The organism is Aeromonas sp. Y311-2, from assembly GCF_027706025.1.
GTDB lineage: Bacteria > Pseudomonadota > Gammaproteobacteria > Enterobacterales > Aeromonadaceae > Aeromonas > Aeromonas veronii.
On record NZ_JAPDCL010000004.1, the window covers coordinates 45,502 to 66,148 of the forward strand.

General features: G+C 59.7%; 16 protein-coding genes. 7 read left to right on the forward strand and 9 right to left on the reverse strand.

What is annotated here, in order from left to right; genetic code table 11:
• Positions 1 to 27: 27 nt before the first annotated feature.
• From rnhB to accA, 3 genes are read left to right on the forward strand one after another with little or no spacing between them, the layout of a single operon-like run.
• A complete protein-coding gene (gene rnhB / locus OKC42_RS05445) occupies positions 28 to 618 on the forward strand; it encodes a ribonuclease HII (protein WP_005343795.1) in 591 nt (196 codons plus the stop codon).
• A gap of 38 nt (positions 619 to 656) precedes the next feature.
• Positions 657 to 4,136, forward strand: coding sequence for a DNA polymerase III subunit alpha (dnaE, locus tag OKC42_RS05450; protein WP_042081101.1), 3,480 nt, complete (start codon positions 657 to 659; stop codon positions 4,134 to 4,136).
• A 15-nt stretch (positions 4,137 to 4,151) separates the two neighbouring features.
• A complete protein-coding gene (gene accA, locus OKC42_RS05455; protein ID WP_005338549.1) occupies positions 4,152 to 5,102 on the forward strand; it encodes an acetyl-CoA carboxylase carboxyl transferase subunit alpha in 951 nt (316 codons plus the stop codon).
• A 285-nt stretch (positions 5,103 to 5,387) separates the two neighbouring features.
• Here the strand turns inward: accA and OKC42_RS05460 are convergent, their stop codons facing one another.
• Positions 5,388 to 5,570: a DUF3545 family protein gene (locus OKC42_RS05460; protein ID WP_005338547.1), complete on the reverse strand. Its 183-nt coding sequence runs from the start codon at positions 5,568 to 5,570 to the stop codon at positions 5,388 to 5,390.
• 160 nt (positions 5,571 to 5,730) lie between these two features.
• The gene (gene tal / locus OKC42_RS05465; RefSeq protein WP_270819199.1) at positions 5,731 to 6,681 is read right to left on the reverse strand and encodes a transaldolase; all 951 of its coding nucleotides are present in this window, start codon (positions 6,679 to 6,681) and stop codon (positions 5,731 to 5,733) included.
• Between the two features lie 701 nt (positions 6,682 to 7,382).
• On the opposite strand from tal, the gene OKC42_RS05470 reads away from it, so the two are divergent.
• Positions 7,383 to 8,813 carry an alanine/glycine:cation symporter family protein gene (locus OKC42_RS05470; RefSeq protein WP_151286724.1) on the forward strand — a complete coding sequence of 477 codons (1,431 nt, stop codon included), beginning with the start codon at positions 7,383 to 7,385 and terminating at the stop codon, positions 8,811 to 8,813.
• A 64-nt stretch (positions 8,814 to 8,877) separates the two neighbouring features.
• On the opposite strand, the gene OKC42_RS05475 is transcribed toward OKC42_RS05470, so the two are convergent.
• From OKC42_RS05475 to OKC42_RS05485, 3 genes are read right to left on the reverse strand one after another with little or no spacing between them, the layout of a single operon-like run.
• Entirely contained in the window at positions 8,878 to 10,893 is a 2,016-nt protein-coding gene (locus tag OKC42_RS05475; protein ID WP_270819200.1) for a transglutaminase family protein, read from the reverse strand.
• A complete protein-coding gene (locus OKC42_RS05480; protein ID WP_151286723.1) occupies positions 10,880 to 11,875 on the reverse strand; it encodes a DUF58 domain-containing protein in 996 nt (331 codons plus the stop codon). Before OKC42_RS05480 ends, OKC42_RS05475 begins: the two co-directional genes overlap by 14 nt.
• Positions 11,875 to 12,804: an AAA family ATPase gene (locus OKC42_RS05485; RefSeq protein ID WP_421274871.1), complete on the reverse strand. Its 930-nt coding sequence runs from the start codon at positions 12,802 to 12,804 to the stop codon at positions 11,875 to 11,877. The genes OKC42_RS05480 and OKC42_RS05485 overlap by 1 nt, the downstream gene beginning before the upstream one ends.
• 360 nt (positions 12,805 to 13,164) lie before the next feature.
• On the opposite strand from OKC42_RS05485, the gene OKC42_RS05490 reads away from it, so the two are divergent.
• The 3 genes from OKC42_RS05490 (at position 13,165) to dtpB (ending at position 17,534) form a co-directional block, all read left to right on the forward strand.
• Positions 13,165 to 14,337, forward strand: coding sequence for an MFS transporter (locus OKC42_RS05490; protein WP_151286722.1), 1,173 nt, complete (start codon positions 13,165 to 13,167; stop codon positions 14,335 to 14,337).
• A gap of 18 nt (positions 14,338 to 14,355) precedes the next feature.
• Complete coding sequence (gene yidZ / locus OKC42_RS05495; protein ID WP_127006425.1) at positions 14,356 to 15,318, forward strand: HTH-type transcriptional regulator YidZ; 963 nt, start codon at positions 14,356 to 14,358, stop codon at positions 15,316 to 15,318.
• Between the two features lie 710 nt (positions 15,319 to 16,028).
• Positions 16,029 to 17,534: a dipeptide/tripeptide permease DtpB gene (gene dtpB, locus OKC42_RS05500; protein WP_151286721.1), complete on the forward strand. Its 1,506-nt coding sequence runs from the start codon at positions 16,029 to 16,031 to the stop codon at positions 17,532 to 17,534.
• Between the two features lie 57 nt (positions 17,535 to 17,591).
• Here dtpB and ruvX read toward each other — a convergent pair whose 3' ends face one another.
• From ruvX to rsmE, 4 genes are all read right to left on the reverse strand, one after another.
• On the reverse strand, positions 17,592 to 18,014 hold the full coding sequence (gene ruvX, locus OKC42_RS05505) for a Holliday junction resolvase RuvX (protein WP_005343821.1): 423 nt from the start codon (positions 18,012 to 18,014) through the stop codon (positions 17,592 to 17,594).
• 43 nt (positions 18,015 to 18,057) lie between these two features.
• Entirely contained in the window at positions 18,058 to 18,612 is a 555-nt protein-coding gene (locus OKC42_RS05510) for a YqgE/AlgH family protein (protein ID WP_005349793.1), read from the reverse strand.
• Between the two features lie 202 nt (positions 18,613 to 18,814).
• Complete coding sequence (gene gshB / locus OKC42_RS05515; RefSeq protein ID WP_040066605.1) at positions 18,815 to 19,765, reverse strand: glutathione synthase; 951 nt, start codon at positions 19,763 to 19,765, stop codon at positions 18,815 to 18,817.
• Between the two features lie 114 nt (positions 19,766 to 19,879).
• Positions 19,880 to 20,611 carry a 16S rRNA (uracil(1498)-N(3))-methyltransferase gene (rsmE, locus tag OKC42_RS05520; protein WP_064338534.1) on the reverse strand — a complete coding sequence of 244 codons (732 nt, stop codon included), beginning with the start codon at positions 20,609 to 20,611 and terminating at the stop codon, positions 19,880 to 19,882.
• Positions 20,612 to 20,647: the final 36 nt, after the last annotated feature.

A 20,647-nucleotide genomic window follows, 5' to 3' on the forward strand; every position in this document is an offset into this window, starting at 1 on the left:
GGGCCTGTTTTGATTCAAGGCTACAAGATGATGATCGATATTCCTGACGACAAGCTGGTTGCCGGTGTGGACGAAGTGGGCCGTGGCCCCCTGGTAGGTGACGTGGTCACCGCTGCGGTCATTCTCGATCCCGCCAATCCCATTGTCGGGCTGGCTGACTCCAAGAAGCTCTCCGAGAAGAAGCGCCTCGCCCTGTTTGACGAGATCAAAGAGAAAGCGCTCGCCTGGGCCATCGGTCGCGCCACTCCGGAGGAGATCGACGAGCTCAACATCCTGCATGCCACCATGCTGGCGATGCAGCGCGCCGTGGCGGGACTGAAGGTGACGCCCGAGCTGGTCTTTATCGATGGCAACCGCTGCCCGGCATTGCCGATGGAAGCGCGCGCCGTGGTCAAGGGCGATAGCCTGGTGGCCGCCATCAGCGCCGCCTCGATCCTCGCCAAGGTGACCCGCGATGCGGAGATGACCGAGCTGGACAGCCGTCATCCCGAATATGGTTTTGCCCGTCACAAGGGTTATCCGACTGCGGAGCACCTAGCCATTCTGGCCGAGCGTGGCCCGTTGCCCGAATATCGCAAGAGCTTCAAACCGGTGCGCCGCGCACTGGGGATCGAGTAGACCATGCCATTTAGTTTGAGCAGCGAGAGGAGATGACGATGGCTGACCCCCGTTTTATCCACCTGCGAGTCCACTCCGACTTCTCCATGGTCGATGGCCTGCAGAAGATCAACCCCATTGTCGGGGCGGCGGCGGCCAACAACATGCCGGCGCTGGCGCTGACCGATCAGATGAACATGTGCGGTCTGGTGCGCTTCTATGGCGCCGCCCACGGCAAGGGGATCAAGCCCATCGTCGGGGCCGACTTCTGGGTGCAGAGCGATGAGCTCGGCGACGAGCAGTTCCGTCTAACCCTGCTAGCCATGGATAACGACGGCTACCAGAACATCACCCTGCTTATTTCCCGCGGTTACCAGCGCGGCCACGTGCAAGGGCGGCCGGTTATCGACAAGAGCTGGCTCGCCGAGCATGCCAAGGGGGTGATCGTCCTCTCCGGTGGCCGCGAGGGTGATGTGGGCAAGTTCCTGCTCAAGGGCAATCGGCAGATGACCGAGCAGTGTGTCGCCTTCTATCAGACCCACTTCCCCGATGCCTACTACCTCGAACTGCTGCGTACTGGTCGACCCGACGAAGAGGTCTACCTGCACATGGCGGTGGCCATCGCCACCGAGTTCGAGCTGCCAGTGGTCGCCACCAACGAGGTGGTGTTCCTCAACGCCGATGACTTCGATGCCCACGAGATCCGGGTTGCCATCCACGATGGCTATACCCTGATGGACAAACGCCGCCCCCGTCGCTACAGCCCCCAGCAGTACCTGCGCAGTCAGGAGGAGATGGCGGAGCTGTTTGCCGACATTCCCGAAGCGCTGGAAAACACGGTGGAGATCGCCAAGCGCTGCAACGTGACGGTGCGTCTCGGCGAATACTTCCTGCCCAACTTCCCGACCGGCGACATGACTACCGAAGATTTTCTGGTGGCCAAGTCGAAAGAGGGTCTGGAGGAGCGTCTCGAGTTCCTGTTCCCGGATCCGCAAGTGCGTGCCGAGCGCCGTCCCGAGTATGACGAGCGTCTCGACATCGAGTTGAAAGTGATCAACCAGATGGGCTTCCCGGGTTACTTCCTCATCGTGATGGAGTTTATCCAGTGGTCCAAGGACAACGGCATTCCCGTTGGTCCGGGCCGGGGCTCGGGGGCGGGCTCCCTGGTGGCCTACGCCCTCAAGATCACCGACCTCGACCCGCTGGAATTTGACCTGCTGTTCGAACGTTTCTTGAACCCCGAGCGGGTATCCATGCCCGACTTCGACGTCGACTTCTGCATGGACCGACGCGACGAGGTGATCGAGCACGTCTCCGACATGTATGGCCGGGATGCGGTCTCCCAGATCATCACCTTCGGTAGCATGGCGGCCAAGGCAGTAGTGCGGGACGTGGGCCGGGTGCTGGGCCACGCTTACGGCTTTGTCGATCGCATCTCCAAGCTGATCCCGCCGGATCCAGGGATGACACTCGCCAAGGCATTCGAGGCCGAGCCCAAGCTGCCCGAGCTCTACGAGCAGGATGAGGAGGTCAAAGACCTCATCGACATGGCCCGTCGCCTCGAAGGGGTGGTGCGCAACGCCGGTAAACACGCCGGTGGCGTGGTGATCGCACCCACCAAGATCACCGACTTTGCGCCGCTCTACTGCGATGACGAAGGCCATCACCCGGTCACCCAGTTCGACAAGAACGACGTGGAGTACGCCGGACTGGTGAAGTTCGACTTCCTGGGTCTGCGCACCCTCACCATCATCGACTGGGCGCTCGGCATGATAAACCCGCGTCTTGCCAAAGAGGGCAAGCCGCCGGTCGATATCGCCGCCATCCCCATTGATGACAAGAAGTCGTTCGACCTGCTACAGCGCTACGAGACCACGGCGGTATTCCAGCTCGAATCCCGCGGCATGAAGGATCTCATCAAGCGGCTGCGCCCCGACTGCTTCGAAGACATGATCGCACTGGTGGCCCTGTTCCGACCGGGCCCGCTCCAGTCTGGCATGGTGGATAACTTCATCGACCGCAAGCACGGTAATGAAGCGATCTCCTATCCGGACGAGAAGTGGCAGCACGAGAGCCTGAAACCGATTCTGGAACCGACCTACGGCATCATCCTCTATCAGGAGCAGGTGATGCAGATCGCCCAGACCCTGGCGGGTTATACGCTGGGTGGTGCGGATATGCTGCGCCGGGCGATGGGTAAGAAAAAGCCCGAGGAGATGGCCAAGCAGCGGGCCGGTTTCGAGGAGGGCGCCGTCAAGAATGGCGTCGACGGCGAACTGGCGATGAAGATCTTCGATCTGGTGGAGAAGTTTGCGGGCTACGGCTTCAACAAATCCCACTCCGCCGCCTACGCGCTTGTCTCCTACCAGACCCTCTGGCTCAAGACCCACTTCCCGGCCGAGTTCATGGCGGCGGTGATGACCGCCGATATGGACAACACCGACAAGATCGTGACCCTGGTGGATGAGTGCCAGCGGATGGGGCTCACCGTGATCCCGCCGGATGTGAACACCGGCCGCTATCGCTTCTCGGTCAACGAAGATGGCCATATCGTCTACGGGATCGGGGCGGTGAAAGGAGTCGGTGAAGGCCCCATCGATGCGATCTTGAGCGCCCGGGATCAGGACGGCCCGTTCCGCGATCTGTTCGACTTCTGTAACCGGGTCGACATCAAGAAGCTCAACAAGCGGGTGATGGAGAAGCTGATCCTCTCCGGCGCCATGGATCGGCTCGGCCCCCACCGCGCCGCCCTGATGGCGACGCTGGAGGAGGCGATGCGTGCCGCCGAGCAGCACGCCAAGGCGCAGGCGGTGGGGCAGGTCGACATGTTCGGCGTGCTCACCGAAGAGATTGACGACGTCAAGAAGGCGTTTGCCAACGTGCCGCACTGGCCTGACAAGGTATGGCTGGAAGGGGAGCGCGAGACCCTCGGACTCTATCTCACCGGCCACCCCATCAACCAGTACAGCAGCGAATTGCGTCGTTATACCTCGGGTCGCCTGTGCGATCTGCATCCCACCTCCCGCGATACCGTAACCACGGCGGCGGGGCTGGTGATTGCGGCCCGCAGCATGGTGACCAAGCGTGGCAACAAGATGGGGATCTTCACCCTGGACGACCGTTCCGGTCGCCTCGATGTGACCCTGTTCAGTGAAGCGCTGGAAAAATATGAAGAATTGATGCAAAAAGACCGCATTTTGGTGGTTTCTGGACAGGTCAGCTTTGATGACTTCTCCGGTGGCCTTAAAATGTCGGCTCGAGAATTACTGGATATCAACGATGCGAGGGAGCGTTTTGCCAGAGCAATCCGCATCTCCCTCGATGAACAGCGGATTGATGATCGCTTTTTCCCGCGTTTGTGCGAGATTTTGGAGCCCGCCCGTGCCGGAGTCTGTCCGGTTCAGGTAAACTATCGTCGCCCCGGCTCCCGGGTGCGATTGACGCTCGGTACCGAGTGGCGGGTGACGCCCACCGATCAACTGATAGATGACTTGCGAGTCCTGCTTGGACGAGAGCGGGTTGAATTGGTTTTTGATTAGAGGTTCTAAGGCCCTATGAGTCTTTTTCTGGATTTTGAACAGCCGATTGCCGAGTTGCAGGCGCAGATTGATGAACTCAAACATGTGAGTGAAGGCAATCACGCCGTGGATCTGAAAGACGAGATCCGCCGGCTGGAGAAGAAAAACGAAGAGCTGACCAAGAAGATCTTCGGTGATCTGGGTGCCTGGCAGGTATCCCAGATGGCGCGTCATCCCCAGCGCCCCTACACCTTTGACTATATCGAGCATATCTTCACCGATTTCGACGAGTTGGCTGGCGATCGCGCCTATGCCGATGACAAGGCTATCGTCGGCGGCATCGCCCGTCTCGATGGTGAGCCGGTGATGGTGATTGGTCACCAGAAGGGTCGCGAGACCAAAGAGAAGATCAAGCGCAACTTCGGCATGCCGCGTCCGGAAGGGTACCGCAAGGCCCTGCGTCTGATGGAGATGGCCGAGCGCTTCAAGATGCCGATCATCACCTTTATCGATACCCCGGGCGCTTACCCCGGCGTCGGTGCCGAAGAGCGTGGTCAGTCCGAGGCGATTGCCCGCAACCTGAAAGTGATGGCCGGTCTGACCGTGCCAGTGGTCTGCACCGTGATCGGTGAGGGCGGCTCAGGTGGTGCGCTGGCAATCGGCGTGGGTGACCGGGTCAACATGCTGCAGTATTCCACCTACTCCGTCATCTCGCCGGAAGGGTGTGCCTCCATCCTGTGGAAGAGCGCTGACAAGGCCTCTGTAGCTGCCGAAGCGATGGGCATCACTGCCCAGCGTCTGAAAGAGCTCAAGTTGATAGACCACGTGATCGACGAGCCTCTCGGTGGTGCCCACCGCGATGTGGAGAAGATGGCCAAAAACCTCAAGGCTCGCATCAAGCAGGATTTGGACGCTCTGCGTCCGCTCGATACCGAGCAACTGCTGGAGCAGCGCTACCAGCGTCTGCTGGGCTACGGCTACTGCTAAGCGCAGCCGTCAGCCCCGAGTGTTCAGGCCCCCGTCATCGACGGGGGTTTTTTATTGCTGATGACTTGTCTTGCGGTGATTGCCCCAATGCGCCCTGAAACGGCGCAGGTCTGCATTCGTGGGTGTGGGGCAGGGTTGGATGCCACGCTGTTGGTGATGACTGTCATTAGCCTGCAGCATCCTTGGGCATCGCTGGCGGTGGCATGACAAGTAGCTTGATCATCCGATTGCGGCATAAAAAAGCGCCCCGACTATGCGGAGCGCTTTTACAGGTGTCTGGCGGTATTACAGTTCAATCTCGTCTGTAAGACCTTCATAGGCGATATCGATGGATTGCAGCTCCTTCTGCAGGCGATGTTTGTCTTTCAACGCCTCGATTTCACGCCATTTACGTTTTTTTCCCGTTGTCCCGCGGCTACGCGAACCGAGTTCAACCACCTCGTCATAATCGAAGTTGAACATTTCCATGGCTCCCTCCTTGGTTTTTATCGTTTTCACCACCCGTATAACATAACGAATCTGAAATTAAAACGTTTTCGTGACGACTCTATGACAGCGCTAAAAAAGCCCATGAAAAAAAACCGGGCCCCTTGGTGGGGGCCCGGTTTTTATCAGAAAAAAGAACCGATTACAGGCGGCTTGCCAGCATGGTTTCCAGCTTGCCCTGGTCGATGGCAAACATGCGGATGCCTTCGCCCAGCTTCTCGTGAGCCATGGCGTCCTGGTTCAGTTCCCAGCGGAATTCGGCTTCGGTCATCGGGGTCGGTTTGGCCTTGCGCTCACCGGTGTAGTCCAGTTTGCGTACCACGGCGCCTTCGGTCTTGCTCAGCTCTTCCAGCAGGGCCGGGCCGATGGTCAGGCGGTCGCAGCCAGCCAGTTCCAGGATCTCGCCGGTGTTGCGGAAGCTGGCGCCCATCACGACGGTCGGGTAGTCGTGCTGCTTGTAGTAGTTGTAGATGGAGGTGACGGAGACCACGCCCGGATCTTCGCTGGCGGTGTAATCACGGCCATTTTTGGCCTTGTACCAGTCGAGGATGCGACCCACAAATGGGGAAATCAGGAAGGCACCGGCTTCGGCACAGGCACGGGCCTGGGCGAAGGAGAACAGCAGGGTCAGGTTGCACTGGATACCCTCTCTCTCCAGTACCTCGGCGGCACGGATCCCTTCCCAGGTGGAGGCCAGCTTGATCAGAATGCGGTCGTTGCTGATACCCGCTTCGTTGTAAAGACGGATCAGCTTGCGGGCCTTGGCGATGCTGGCTTCGGTATCGAAGGAGAGACGGGCATCCACTTCGGTAGAGATGCGGCCCGGAACGATCTTCAGCACTTCCAGACCGATGTTGACGGCCAGCTTGTCGCCCGCGTCGATGATTTGCTGTGCCTTGTCCTGGCTCTGGGCTTTGGCCCAGTTGATGGCGTCTTCGATCAGCGGAGCGTACTCGAGGATCTCGGAGGCCTTCAGAACCAGAGAGGGGTTGGTGGTGGCATCGATGGGCTGATAGCGTTTGATGGCTTCGATATCACCGGTGTCGGCAACAACAGTGGTCAGGGCTTTCAGCTGGGTTAATTTATCGGCCATAGCGAATATCATCTCTTAATGAGGGAGTAATCCCTGGGTTGCGGGCTTGAGACGGTGGTTCTGAAATAAAATTACAGGATCTTGGTGCCTCAGGCTCAGAAAAGCGCGATGGGGGCGGCCCATCGTCATTGCCTGCCTAATTAATACTGATGTGGTGCATCCTGCAATAGGGGCGCTTGGTTGTTAAACATTCAGGCTGTTGAGTTATCCCGTTTTATGGCTTGAAACTATATGATTAGTAAGGTTTTTTACATTTCCTCCCGACCTCGCTCCGGTTTGCTTTCAGCTGAACTTTTTTAGCCAATATCCATATTTGTGTCATCGATCACATAAATTATCTCGCTACGTACTTGAAATTTAATTACAGCGAAAACGTTTGGCGAAATGTCTCCGTTTGAAAGCCATTTCATGCAAGCGTTTGCGTTTTCGCATAGCTCATCAGGGATATATCAAAATGGTTCTCTTATGGGGCTTAATGGTGGCCTGTCTGATTGAATTATTGAGTTTGTTGAAAGTTTGCGATTTAAATGGAGCTTTATGGGCTTTTACCGTTCGTTTTTTGTGTCTCGCGTGACCGGGATCACTATTCCGGGCTCTCCCGCTGTGCTAGATTCCGCCCCTTTAGCGAAACGCTAATTAAACGACAGACAGAAAACGGTCAGCGCAGACTGGCCATGGATGTGAATAACAACGAGAGAATTATGGACACCTTGATTGCGATGCTAAACGACCTGATGTGGGGAGCCGTGCTCATCTACCTGCTCATCGGGGTCGGTATCTTTTTCACCTTCCGCCTGGGTTTTATCCAGATCCGTCACTTTGGCCACATGTTTTCCGTACTGAAAAACAGCCGTAAATCGGACAACGCGGGCATCTCCTCCTTCCAGGCCCTCTGTACCAGCCTTGCCGCCCGTGTCGGCACCGGCAACCTGGCCGGTGTGGCTGTCGCCATCTATCTGGGTGGCCCCGGCGCCATCTTCTGGATGTGGCTGATAGCCTTTATCGGCATGGCGACCGCCTTCGTCGAAAGCACCCTGGCCCAGCTCTACAAGGTCAAGGATGAGGATGGCAACTACCGTGGTGGCCCGGCCTACTACATGGAGAAAGGCCTTGGCATGCGCTGGATGGGGGTGGTGTTTTCGCTCTGCCTGATCCTGGCATTTGGCCTGGTGTTCAACGCGGTGCAGGCCAACTCCATCAGTCTGGCGATGAAGGTGGCGTTTGGCATTCCTGACTGGGTCAGCGGTCTGGCGCTGGTGGCGCTCTCCGGCCTGATTATCTTCGGCGGCATTCGTGGCATAGCCCGTTTTGCCGAGCTGGTGGTGCCCTTTATGGCACTGGCCTACATCTTGCTGGCACTGGTGATCGTGGCGATGAACATCACCGAGTTGCCCCATGTCTTCATGCTGATCATCAAGTCCGCCTTCGGGATTGAGCAGGCAGGCTCGGGTGCGCTCGGTTATGCCATCTCCCAGGCGATGATCAACGGTATCAAGCGCGGTCTCTTCTCCAACGAAGCAGGGATGGGCTCTGCGCCCAACGCCGCGGCTACTGCCACTCCCTATCCGCCGCACCCGGCCTCCCAGGGTTATGTGCAGATGCTGGGGGTCTTTATGGACACCATCGTCATCTGCAGCTGTACCGCCGCCATCATCCTGATGTCCGGTCAGTTTGAGCCGGGCTCCGGCGTGACAGGTGTCGAGCTGACCCAGCGGGCGCTCTCCTCCCAGATTGGTAGCGGTGGCAACATCTTCATTGCGGCGGCCATCTTCTTCTTCGCCTTCACCTCTATCGTGGCGAACTACTCCTATGCCGAGACCAATCTGGTGTTCCTCGAGCACAACCACAAGGGCGGCCTGATGCTGTTCCGGGTGTTCGTGTTGGGGATGGTGATGTTCGGCGCCGTGGGTGAGTTGCCGATCGTGTGGGCGATGGCGGATGTTTCCATGGGGCTGATGGCCATCGTCAACCTGGTGGCGATCCTGCTGCTCTCCAGCATTGCCATCAAGCTGGCGAAGGATTACAACGACCAGCTCCGGCTGGGCAAGGTGCCCACCTTTGATGCCAACAAGTACCCCGAGATCCGCTCCCAGCTGGAAGAGGGGATCTGGGACAATCCGACCAAAAAGTAACAAGCGGTGAATCAAACCTCTTGATTAAAACCTGAAGGGGGGAGCCGGTGGCTCCCCCCTTCTTTTATGGTGTACTCGTTGGCTGTTGATCCCAGCGCTGGGCGAGTTGTCTGACACGCCGTCGTAACTGGCGCCAGCAGCGCCCTTGTTGCCGTTCGCTGAGGGGGGCATAACGCCAGAGTCGATAGAGCCACGCACTCTTTAGCAGGGGGTGGGCAAGGTCGGGACGCAGCCGTGCCAGCCGCTCGCACCATGCCCCCATGCTCTCGGCGGGCTGGGGTGGGTAGCCACTGCGTTTGCCCCGTTTGAGCAGGGGCTGCCAGATGCGCCGCTCTGGCGACAGGCGGGCGGGCCGCAGCAGGGGCAGGCTCACCAGCAGGGCGACCAGCATCAGGTTGGCGAGGATCAACCAGGGTGTGTGTCCCGCCAGTGCAGGCCAGCGCAGGCCAATTTGTTGCCAGAGCTGGCCCGCATCGTAACCAATCACCCAGCGACTCCACTGGTAGTCGATATTGTTGCCCCACCAGCGCAGTTGATTGAGCAGGGCCCAGTTGCGATAACGCTGCAGAGCGAGGGGGTCGGCGGCGGTAAACTCGTCGCTCAGGGCCTCCCTCACGCCGCCTTCAATGCGCTCCGGCGCCACTGCCGCCGTGGGGTCGATTCGCCGCCATGATCCCTCTTCATCGAGATACTCTACCCAGGCGTGAGCATCGAACTGGTGTACCGCCAGATAGTTGCCCCTTGGATTCCACTCACCGCCGAGATAACCGGTGACCAGCCGTGCCGGAATACCGGCGGCGCGCAGCACGAAAGCGGTCGCCATGGCGTAGTGGCCGCAAAAGCCGCGTTTGGTATCGAACAGGTACTCATCCACCCCGTCACTGCCAAGCCGTGGCGGGGTCAGGGTGTAGTAATAGGATTGGCTGCGAAACTGCGCTAGCAGGGCGGCGACCAGCGCTGCGCGTTCTGGATAGCGCGCAGCCAGCCCTTGGCCGTGGGCGCGCGCTCTCGGGTTGCCTCCGGCTGGCAGTTGCAGGTTGCGCTGGGCAGCTTGGTGGTCATCCTCGGGCTGCGCTTCACCGCGGCCAATGCGATAGCGGATCGCCACCTCGCCGCTCCCCTGACGATAGAGGGTGTCGAGAGGGGTGAGCAGCACAGGGCCCGCCAGCAGACGTGGTTCACTCAGGGCAAAGGCCCAGCGGTGGCGCTGGGGCTCTGCGATCACCTCGTAGCTCCCGGCTGGCAACGGGTTATCTGCCAGTTGTGTACTGGCTTGTGAAGAGGATGCCAGAAGGGTCAGCCCGGTTTGCACCGGCACTGTCTGCTGCCATGCTTTGACCTCGGGGCTCAGCAACCAGCGCTGACCATCGAAAACTTCTTGGCGCATCACCGGAAAGTAGCGCTCGCGGACAGGGGGTGGGCCATCGGCAAAGGTGACCCGAAAGGCCAGTTCGGAGGAGTTGACCAGTTCGCTGATATCGCCGGGGGCCAACTCTTCCGAGAGCCCCGACAGGGCGCGACTGGTGGTGGGCATCTGCCAGAGGGGCGGCAGCCTTGGCAGCAGCAGAAACAGAGTGATGAGCAGGGGAAGCGCCAGCAGCAGGGCGCCGCCCGCGCTGCGCCAAGGCCGTTTCTGCTCGGGAGCGATGGCGGCCACCAGCGTGGTTACTGCCAGCCAGAGTGCTACTGTCATTCCGGCCGTCCAGCCGATGCTCTGTCGCTGCACCAGCGCCAGCGCGATGAGAAAGAAGGCGAGCAGCAGCACCAGCTCGATATCCCGCTCGCGCCGTACCTCGATCATCTTGAGGCTATAGCCGAGCCAGAGCAGATTGATCAGGGCGGGCAGGGTGCCCAATGTGCGCCACTGCAACCCCAGCAACAGCACAGTGGTGATGGCCAGCAGCGCCAACCAGCGGGCAGGGAGGGGCGGCCAGCCACGCCACAGCATCATGGCCCGGATGCCGAGGGTCATGGCGCCCACCGCCACTACCCAGAGTTGCAACTGGGGCCAGAGCGCCGCGACCAGCAGCAGCTGTTGCAGGGCGATGAGTGGCAACAGGCGGCGGTTATCGAGCAGCATCGGGCGTGCTCTTCGGTGGTGTGGCATCGAATCGGGCCAGTGCCAGCAGGCAGCGCTGCACAAAGGCGGCGCCGCTATCGGGTCCCAGCGTCTGGTTTGCCAGTGTCAGGGTAAAGGGGATGCCCCGCTTGCCGTAATCTGCGCACCACCAGGCCAGCACTGCCAGCCGATGCTCAAGATCCCCGCCCGCGACCCGCTGCAAGGTGAGGTGAGTGTCATCCTGCTGTGGCTCATGGAACTGTTTGGTCAGCAGGCCGCGCCCCTGGGCAAGTTGCTTCCAGGCGACCCGGCTCAGTGGTTCACCGGCCTGATGTGTCCGCAGGGTATCAAAGTCACCGAGGGGCGCTGGAGCGGGCTGGCCCTGATGTCCTTCGCTTTGGGTCGCATGTTCCCCTCTTGGCGCCCCGAACATCGGTTTGGGGGCGAGCCAGCCCTCCAGTTGCAAGTCCAGCAGGGACCAGCAGCGAAACAGACCGAGGGGGTAGCGGCTCTCGACCCGCAATCGACCAAGGGGCAGTGGCCCGCGGCGAGAGCCCGATACTGGCAGGATAACTGTGCTGGGCACAGCGTCGGCCTGTGCCAGCCAGAGGGTGCCTTCGTTGAGGCTAAAGTGAAGTGCCTGTACCGGGCGCGGGCTCTGCACCAAGATGCGGATAGGAAGCTGGCTACCCGCTTCCCCCAGCACCAGCGGCCCACCCAGCAGCTCCAGCCCCAGCAGGTTGCGGTGGGTGAGCCACATGGCTGCCATAAACAGGCTGCCGAGGCAGTAGGCCACCAGCAGTACCAGATTGTTCTGGTAGTTGGTGCCTAGCAGATAGATGGCGAGCAGCACCAGCAGATAGAGCAGCCCCATGCGGGTGGGGAGGATAAAGAGGCTGCGGGTACCCAGCGTGATCTGGCGGGCCGGGGGAATGCGGCGGTCGAGCCAGCGTCGCTGCCAGCGGGCACGCCACTGCTGCCAGCGGGTGAACAAGGTGCTCATCAGGGATTGTCCGGATCGACCCTGGCCAGCAGCCGCTGGCTAAGGGGACAGGCTTCGCCGTGTTGCACGCCAAAGCTGCCCCGCAGCCGATGCTCGGCCACATAGGGGAAGACTGCCTGCACATCCTCCACCGTGACAAAGCGCCGCCCCGCCACCAGCGCCCAGGCCCGGCTCACCGCCAGCAAGGTCTGGGCTGCCCGGGGGGAGAGGGGCTGTGGCATATCCCCATCAAAGCGGCTCTGGTGCACCAGCGCCAGCAGGTAGTCGAGGGTGGCATCGGAAACATGGATAGCATCACCGTCCGCTTGCAGGGCAGTCAGCTCGGCGGCATTCAGCATGGCGGGCAACGGGTCAGTCGGCTGGTTGCCCCGCAGTAGCTGGCGCTCCGCCTCACGTGGCGGAAAACCCAAAGAGAGTCGCACGGCGAAGCGGTCGAGTTGGGACTCCGGCAGCGGATAGGTGCCCGCCTGATCCGCCGGATTCTGGGTGGCGATGACGAAAAACGGATCGGGGAGTGGGTGCGTATTCCCCTCAATGCTCACCTTGCCCTCGGCCATCGCCTCCAGCAGGGCGCTCTGCACCTTGGGGCTGGCGCGGTTGATCTCGTCGGCCAGCAGCACCTGGGTGAAGATGGGGCCGGGGTGAAAGGTGAAGTGCTGCTGGCGGGGATCAAAGATCTGCAGGCCCAGCAAATCGGCGGGGAGCAGATCGGCGGTGAACTGCAACCGCCTGCATGCCAGCCCCAGCACCTGCGCCAGCGCGTGGGCCAGGGTGGTCTTGCCCATGCCGGGCAGATCCTCGATCAGCAGATGACCGCGCGCCAGCAGGGTTACCAGCGCGATTTTCAGTTGCAGCGGCTTGCCCAGAATGACTTGCTCCAGTGCCGCCAGCAGCCCGGCAATCTGTTCTTCTTTTTTCATACCCGTCATACACATTCCCTGTATTGCGTTGCCCCTACAGCTTATACGCCCGCAAAGCCGAAGGCGGATAACTGGTGGGCGGTAAAAGTGAGGCGATGAGATGGCAATGAGCGGGAGGTGACCCGGTTTATTGCTGTGTCTGGTCGATTAAATATGGCCGCTCAGGCACGCAACTTAATATGATATTTCCTGATTGGAATGTACCGATCGCCATCTCTTCACTAGGTGAGGGCGGTGGGCGCCCATATAGTTGCCCCCATTGCGACGCGCTGCGTTGCTACCTTTGTCACCACCTTGGCCCCGCCAACTTTTGCTCTATGTTGCTGCAATCTGGCGGGGGTAGGCGGGTCAATCTGTTATGGAGCATCCATGCCTGTTTTCCTGTTGTGCACTTTTCTGATGATCATCCTCTATCCGGTCGGGATCGATCTCTATCTGGTCGCCGTGCCCCAGATTGCCGATACCCTGCAGGCGAGCGAGGCGCAGATCCACACCGCCTTCTCCATCTATCTGTTTGGCATGGCGGCGACCGTGCTGCTGGGCGGAATGATTGCCGATCGCTACGGGCGGCGCTGGGTGGTGCTCGGGGGCGCCCTGATTTTTGTCCTCGCCTCGCTGGTGGCAGGCAGTGCAGAGGGGATTGGCCAGTTCTATTTCGGCCGTTTCTGGCAGGGAGTCGGGGCGGGGGCGCTCTATGTCATGACCTTTACCGTGCTGCGGGACGTGCTAAGTCAGGAGCGGTTGGCGATGGCGCTCTCGATGATCAACGGGGTCATCTGCGTGATCCCGGTGCTGGCGCCGGTGCTCGGTTACCTCATCCTGTCCCATTTTGACTGGCGCGGGATCTTCGTGGCGATGGCGCTGGTGGCGGCTGTCAGCGGTTTGGTGAATTGGTTGCTGCTCAAGGAGACCCGCCCGGCCCGGCAAACGGGGGGGGGCACAACGCTGCCATTTGCCCTGCTGCGCTCCCCGCGCTTTATGTTGCTCTCCCTGCTGACCAGTGCCAGCGTGACCTCTATTTTGGTCTATGTCAGCGTCTCGCCGCTGATCCTGATGAAGGAGTTTGGCTTCACTACCGAGCAGTACTCCATCGTGATGATGGTGATGGCCGGGGTGAGCATGTCCACCTCCTTCCTGACGCCGCTGCTGCTGCGCTGGCTTGGTAAGCACAAGGTGCTGGCGGTGTCTCATCTCTCCTATCTGCTGGCGGCCTGCTCACTGTTCGGCAGCTGGCAGACGGGAGGCGATATCCATCTGCTGCTGCCGGGATTTGCCTTGGTCTGTGTCGGCTTCTCCTGCGGCTTTGGAGTGGCGATGGGGGAGGCGCTCGATGGTTGTCAGCACAATGTGGCGTTTGCCAGCGCCGTGCTCTGCATCATGCAGATCAGCCTCTCCGGCCTCTATATCTGGCTGCTGGGCCAACTTGGCTTTGCCCCGACCGAGATGCTGATCTGCGCCCTGCTGCTGGCTCTGCTCAGTTACCTGGCTGTCAAAGGGCTGGTACTATGGCTCGCGCTTCGTGAAGCGCGGTCGCAGGGCTGATGGAAGATGAGAGGGGATATGCGCAATCTGGGTGAACTCGATTTGAACCTGCTGGTGGTCTTCAAGTACCTGATGCAGGAGCGCAGTGTGGCAGGGGCGGCCAAAAAGCTCTGTGTCACCCCGTCGGCGGTGAGCAAGTCTTTGGCCAAATTGCGGGAGTGGTTTGACGATCCCCTGTTTGTGCGGGTGCGGCAGGGGTTGCAGCCCACCAACCTCTCCCTGACCCTGGAGGAGGAGCTGAAGGTCTGGTTCCAGCTCACCGACAGCATCACCTCGCTCAATAGCGAGGCGATCCCCGACGGAGCTCGTTTCACGCTGGTGATGGAGTCCCCCTTCTACATCAGCTTCCTGAGCGATCTGCCCATGACCATCTACCAGAAGTACCCCAACTCGGTGGTCAGGATGCTGGGGTGGGATCACCACTCCCTCAACGACATCGTCAACGGCGATGCGGATCTCGGCTTTTGTGCCCGCGAGACCCATGGCCGCTCCCAAGCCAGGGTCAACCGCTTGCCTTATTACATTGATCACGAGGTGCTTTTTACCGATCGCCCGGTGGTTTTTCTGCGCAAGGATCACCCATTGCTCGAGCAGAAGTGGTCGCTGGAGAACTTTCTGGCCAGCCCCCAGATCAGCATGGTGTGGGAGGCGAACGATACCTGGGCCCTCGACAGTCTGCTGGAGGACGAGGGGCTGAAGCGGGAGGTGCCCATCATGGTCTCAAGCTTCGAGCAGGCGCTGCATATTGCCTCCCAGTCGAGCCACGAACTGATTGCGGTGGCTCCTTCCTACTGCGGTGGTTATGCCAGTCGGCATCACGGCAATCTGATCGCCATGCCGCTGCCGCTACCCGAGAAGCTCTACGCCCAGCTGGAGATCGCCTTCATCCTGCTGTGGCACAAGCGGCACAATCAGGATGCCAAGGTGATGTGGCTGCGCAACGAGATCCGGCGGCTCTACAACGACGAATCGCCACGCTAATGTGGCCGTGACGGTGCCCATCGATCAGCCGGAGCCATCTGCTCCGGCTTTTTGTTGTCGCATCGCCCGGATGAGTGGGCTTTGGCACGACTTAAGTGCCGAGCTCGGGTTCAAACTGTGTGCCATTCAACTCTCTTTATGCACAGATTGGCCTTGGTTGCACGTCTCGAGTGAAGCTCTTTTCACGAAAAAAATTCATGTGGTTTCATTAGAAAACTTCACTAATGGTCACTTTTAAAGTGTGATCGACCATTAAGTTCCTGTATTTGCAGTGATATGGCATAACACCCCTTGGAATGGCGGGGTTAGATAGCGCCTGCGTAGGTGACTGCCATTAGAGCGCGGCGTGAGCCAGCCCCACAGGTCGTCTGTGGCCGTGCCATGCCCCGGCTATCTGGCCACCAGCCATGAGTGACGGAGCAGAGGGGAATAAGCATCAAGGTTGATAAACCGGCTTGAGTAAAGGGATGCAGCAAAGGTAGAACCCGGAGCCGGTAACTGTACTGGGAGACGCCACTCATCATCCCCCGATAACCCGTAATTGAAACCGGCTAGATGAAAAACACCTTTCATCGAACGGGGCGCGTGCACCCGAAAATAGCCAGATTGGCAGGCTGACTGTGCTCTCCGTTATAGCAATGGCGGGCAAAAAATAGTGCGGCAGCCACCACCAGATTAATAAAAATAAATCTCAGCAAAGGCAGGTTGATATGCGTCCAGCAACAGCACCGACCGGGTTGTTACAACAGCCCAAACCCTTCTTTATGATATTTTTCGTCGAACTCTGGGAGCGCTTCGGTTATTACGGCGTGCAGGGGATATTGGCGGTCTTCTTTGTACAGCAACTGGGTTTTTCCCAAGAGCAATCCTTTATTACCTTCGGTGCCTTCTCGGCGCTGGTATATGGTCTGATCTCGGTCGGCGGCTATGTCGGCGACCATGTGCTCGGCACCAAGCGCACCATGGTGCTCGGGGCTATCGTGTTGGTGGTCGGTTATTTTATGACCGGCCTGTCGATCTACAATCCCGACCTGATTTTCTATGCGCTGGGCACCATCGCGGTCGGTAACTGCCTATTCAAGGCCAATCCGGCCAGCCTGCTGTCAAAATGCTACCAGCCAAAAGATCCGCGGCTGGATGGGGCGTTTACCCTGTTCTATATGTCGATCAATATCGGCTCCCTTATTTCCCTCTCGCTCGCGCCGGTGATTGCCGATCACTACGGCTATACCGTGACCTATAACCTGTGCGGGGTGGGGTTGATTATTGCGCTGCTTACCTTCTTTGCCTGCCGCAATATGGTCAAGGATATTGGCTCCGAGCCGGATCACCTGCCACTGAATTACAGCAAGCTGCTGCTGGTTATATTGGGCTCGGTAGCCATGGTCTTCTTTTGCGCCTGGTTGATGCACCACGTGGTGATCGCCAACATGGTGCTGATGACGGTAACCATCGCCGTGGTGATCTTCTTCTTTCGCGAGGCGTTCAGGCTCGACACAGTGGGCCGCAACAAGATGTATGTGGCCTTCGTGCTGATGCTGGAGGCGGTGCTCTTCTATGTGCTGTATGCCCAGATGCCGACCTCGCTTAACTTCTTTGCCATCAACAACATGCACCACGAAATGCTGGGCATGAGCGTCAACCCCATCAGCTTCCAGGCGCTCAACCCCTTCTGGGTGGTGGTGGGTAGCCCGGTACTCGCGATGATCTATACCCGGATGGGCAGCAAGGGGCGGGATCTCACCATGCCGCTCAAGTTCACCCTCGGGATGTTCTTCTGCTCGCTGGGCTTTCTGACGGCAGCGGCATCCGGCTGGTGGTTTGCCGATGAGCAGGGGCTTACCTCCCCCTGGTTTATGGTGCTTATCTACCTGTTCCAGAGTCTGGGCGAGCTGATGATCAGTGCCCTGGGACTGGCGATGGTGGCTGCGCTGGTGCCGCAACGGCTGATGGGTTTTATTCTCGGAATGTGGTTCCTGACTCAAGCGATGGCGTCCCTGCTGGGTGGCTATGTGGCGACTTTTACCGCCGTGCCGCAAGGGATGACGGATCCGCTGCAAACCTTGCCCATTTACACCGGCGTATTTGGCAAGATCGGGATGGCGACCCTGTTGATTGCGGTAGTGATGGGGCTGATGGTGCCCTGGCTCAACCGGATGATGAATGCGACGCCGACAGAGGCCGAGGGGCTGGTGGCGGGACAATCACAGGCGTAATGAGGGGATTGTGCGAGACAAGGCAAGGGCGGCGACCCTTGCCTTGCTGTTGATGGTTTAGTTGTACTGCTCTTCCATCCAGGCTTCGACGATCAGCTGCGCCGATACCCCGTCCACACTGCCTTTCTCCAGCGCGCGATAGCCGCCTCGCTCAAACAGCCGGGCGCGGGCATCTGTGGTGGTGAGTCGTTCATCCTTGAACTCCACCGGCTTGCCGAAACGGCCATGCAGCCGGTTGCCGAATTTGCGGGCCCGTACCGTGATCTCCTGATCGGTGCCATCCATGTTCAGCGGCAGACCGACCACCAGCAGATCCGGTTGCCACTCCTTGAGCAGCTTCTCAATCTCGTCCCAGTTGGGGATGCCGTCGTTGGCCTTGAGGGCGCGCAGAGGCTGGGCTGTGCCAGTCAGCTCCTGACCGATGGCGACGCCAATGCTCTTGGTGCCATAGTCAAAGCCCATGATGCTGCGTGATGACATAACTGATAAATCCTCGAAATAGAGAGCGGAGCGGGCCAGCCGATCAGCTGTGGCCGATGTCGCTGGAGAGGTGAACCGGGTTCACCCCTATGCTGGCGGCGGCTTGCTGCCAACGTTTGTGAATGGGGGTCTTGAACACCAGAGCCGGATTGGGGGGGATCACCAGCCAGGCGCCGTCCACCAGCTCCTGCTCCAGCTGCCCGGCGCTCCAGCCGGCATAACCAAGGGCCACCAGCCAATGGGCAGGAGCCTCGCTCGTACCCAGGGTTTCCAGAATATCCTTGGAGGTGGTCACCATCATCTCATCCCCCACCTGCAGGGTGGAGTTGAAACCGGGGCGGAAGCTGTGCAGCACGAAGCCGCGATCGGCGTGAACCGGTCCCCCTTGCAGCACCGGCTGCTTGAGCTCCGGGTTGTTGGGCGGATTGAGCTGGAGCTGGGTCAGCATGGTTTCCAGCGACATCTCGACCGGAATGTTGACGACCAGTCCCATGGCGCCCTCTTCGTTGTGCTCGCACAGATAGACCAGCGAGCGCTCGAAGTAGGGATCCGTCAGGCTTGGCATGGCAAGCAGGAAGTGATTTTGCAGTGTTTGCATAGAGGCCAAATAGTGCAAAGGTATTTGAGGTCAATTATGGCAGTTGATCCCCATGGGAAAAACCGCTTTTTGGGCTGGGCGAGATCCCGCCCCTTTCCGGATTGTCTTGAAACAGAGAGGGTGGCGCCGGGCCACCCTCTCTGTTTCCGGGCTTGTCGGGGACGGGTTACCCCTGAACAGGCCGGTTTAGCCTGCCTGGCGATTATTTGCCCAGCCGACGCTCGATGGCATCCATCAGCATGCCGGTAATGTGCACGTCGAAGGCGGCTTCAATCTCGCGAATGCAGGTCGGGCTGGTGACGTTAATCTCGGTCAGCCGATCGCCGATGATGTCGAGGCCGACGAAGATAAGGCCTTTCTCTTTCAACGTTGGGCCCACCGCGCGGGCGATGGCCCAGTCGGCTTCGCTCAGGGGACGCGCTTCACCACGGCCGCCGGCAGCCAGATTGCCACGGGTCTCACCTTGCGCCGGAATACGGGCCAGACAGTAGGGAACCGGTTCGCCATCCACCACCAGTACCCGCTTGTCGCCATCCTTGATAGCGGGCAGATAGGTCTGCGCCATGCAGTACTGGCTGCCGTGGGCGGTCAGGGTCTCGATGATGACACCGACGTTGGCGTCATCTTCCTTCATGCGGAAGATGGAGGCGCCGCCCATGCCGTCCAGCGGCTTGAGGATGACGTCTTTGTGCTTCGCGTGAAAGGCGCGCAGCTTGTCGGCGCGGCGGGTTACCAGCGTGGTCGGGGTGTGCTCGGCAAACCAGGCAGTATAGAGCTTCTCGTTGGCGTCGCGCAGGCTCTGCGGCTTGTTGACGATAAGGCAACCCTCATCCTCGGCCCGCTCCAGCATGTAGGTGGCGTAGATAAATTCGGTGTCGAACGGCGGATCCTTGCGCATCAGGATCACATCTAGGTTGGAGAGGGGCTGATCCACCACCTCGCCCAGGGTGTACCAGTCGGCATAGTCATATTTGACGGTGAGCGGGCGCATGGTGCCAAAGGCGCGACCAGCTTCCATGTAGAGATCCTTCATCTCCAGATAGAAGAGCTCATAGCCGCGCTTTTGCGCCTCTTCGAGCATGGCAAAGCTGGAATCTTTCTTGATGTTGATGGCCGAGATGGGGTCCATCACGATGCCGAGTTTAATGGTCATCCGCTGTTCCTTTTTAATGGCTCGATAGGATTGTAGGGTCGATTAGCGCAGCGTAATCGTCCGCTTGAGGCTGAGTCGATGCAGCCATGGGGCTGATTGATGCGGCCGATAGTATCAAGCGAGATCGCCAAAGCGGCACTGCAGCGCAGTAATCGCAGTCAGGGCGGCGGTTTCGGTGCGCAGCACCCGCGGCCCCAGCAGCATCTCTTTGAAATCTTCCTGCACGGTACGGGCGATCTCGTCGCTCGACAATCCCCCTTCCGGGCCAATCAGCAGGCGCACGCCGTGCTCGGGAACGGGCAGGGTGTTGATGCTGTACTCGGCGCGCGGGTGCAGGTTGAGCTTGAGCTCTTTGGTCTCTTCCGCCAGCCAGGCATCCAGCTCCATCGGCATACGCACTTCGGGCACCACGTTGCGGCCGCACTGTTCGCAGGCGCTGATCACCACCTTCTGCCACTGCTCGCGCTTCTTCTCCAGTCGATCGGCCGGCAGCTTGACGCCACAGCGCTCCGAGAAGAGCGGGGTGATGCAGGTGACGCCCAGCTCCACCGATTTCTGGATGGTGAAGTCCATCTTGTCGCCACGGCTGATCACCTGACCTAGGTGGATGGCCAACGGTGACTCCACCGATTGGACGTCACAACTGTCGATGGTCACTTCCACCGACTTTTTGCCGACGCTGGCGATGGTGGCGGGATATTGAGTGCCATCGCCGTTGAACAGCTCGAGCTGCTGGCCCGGCTGCATGCGCAGTACCCGGCCGATATGGTTGGCGCCGTCTTCCGACAGGGCGATGGTCTGGCCAACTTGCAGGGTGGCCGGTTCATAGATACGTGGAATGCGCATGGCTGCTTGTCAGTCTCTTGCTTGGAAACCCTTCAT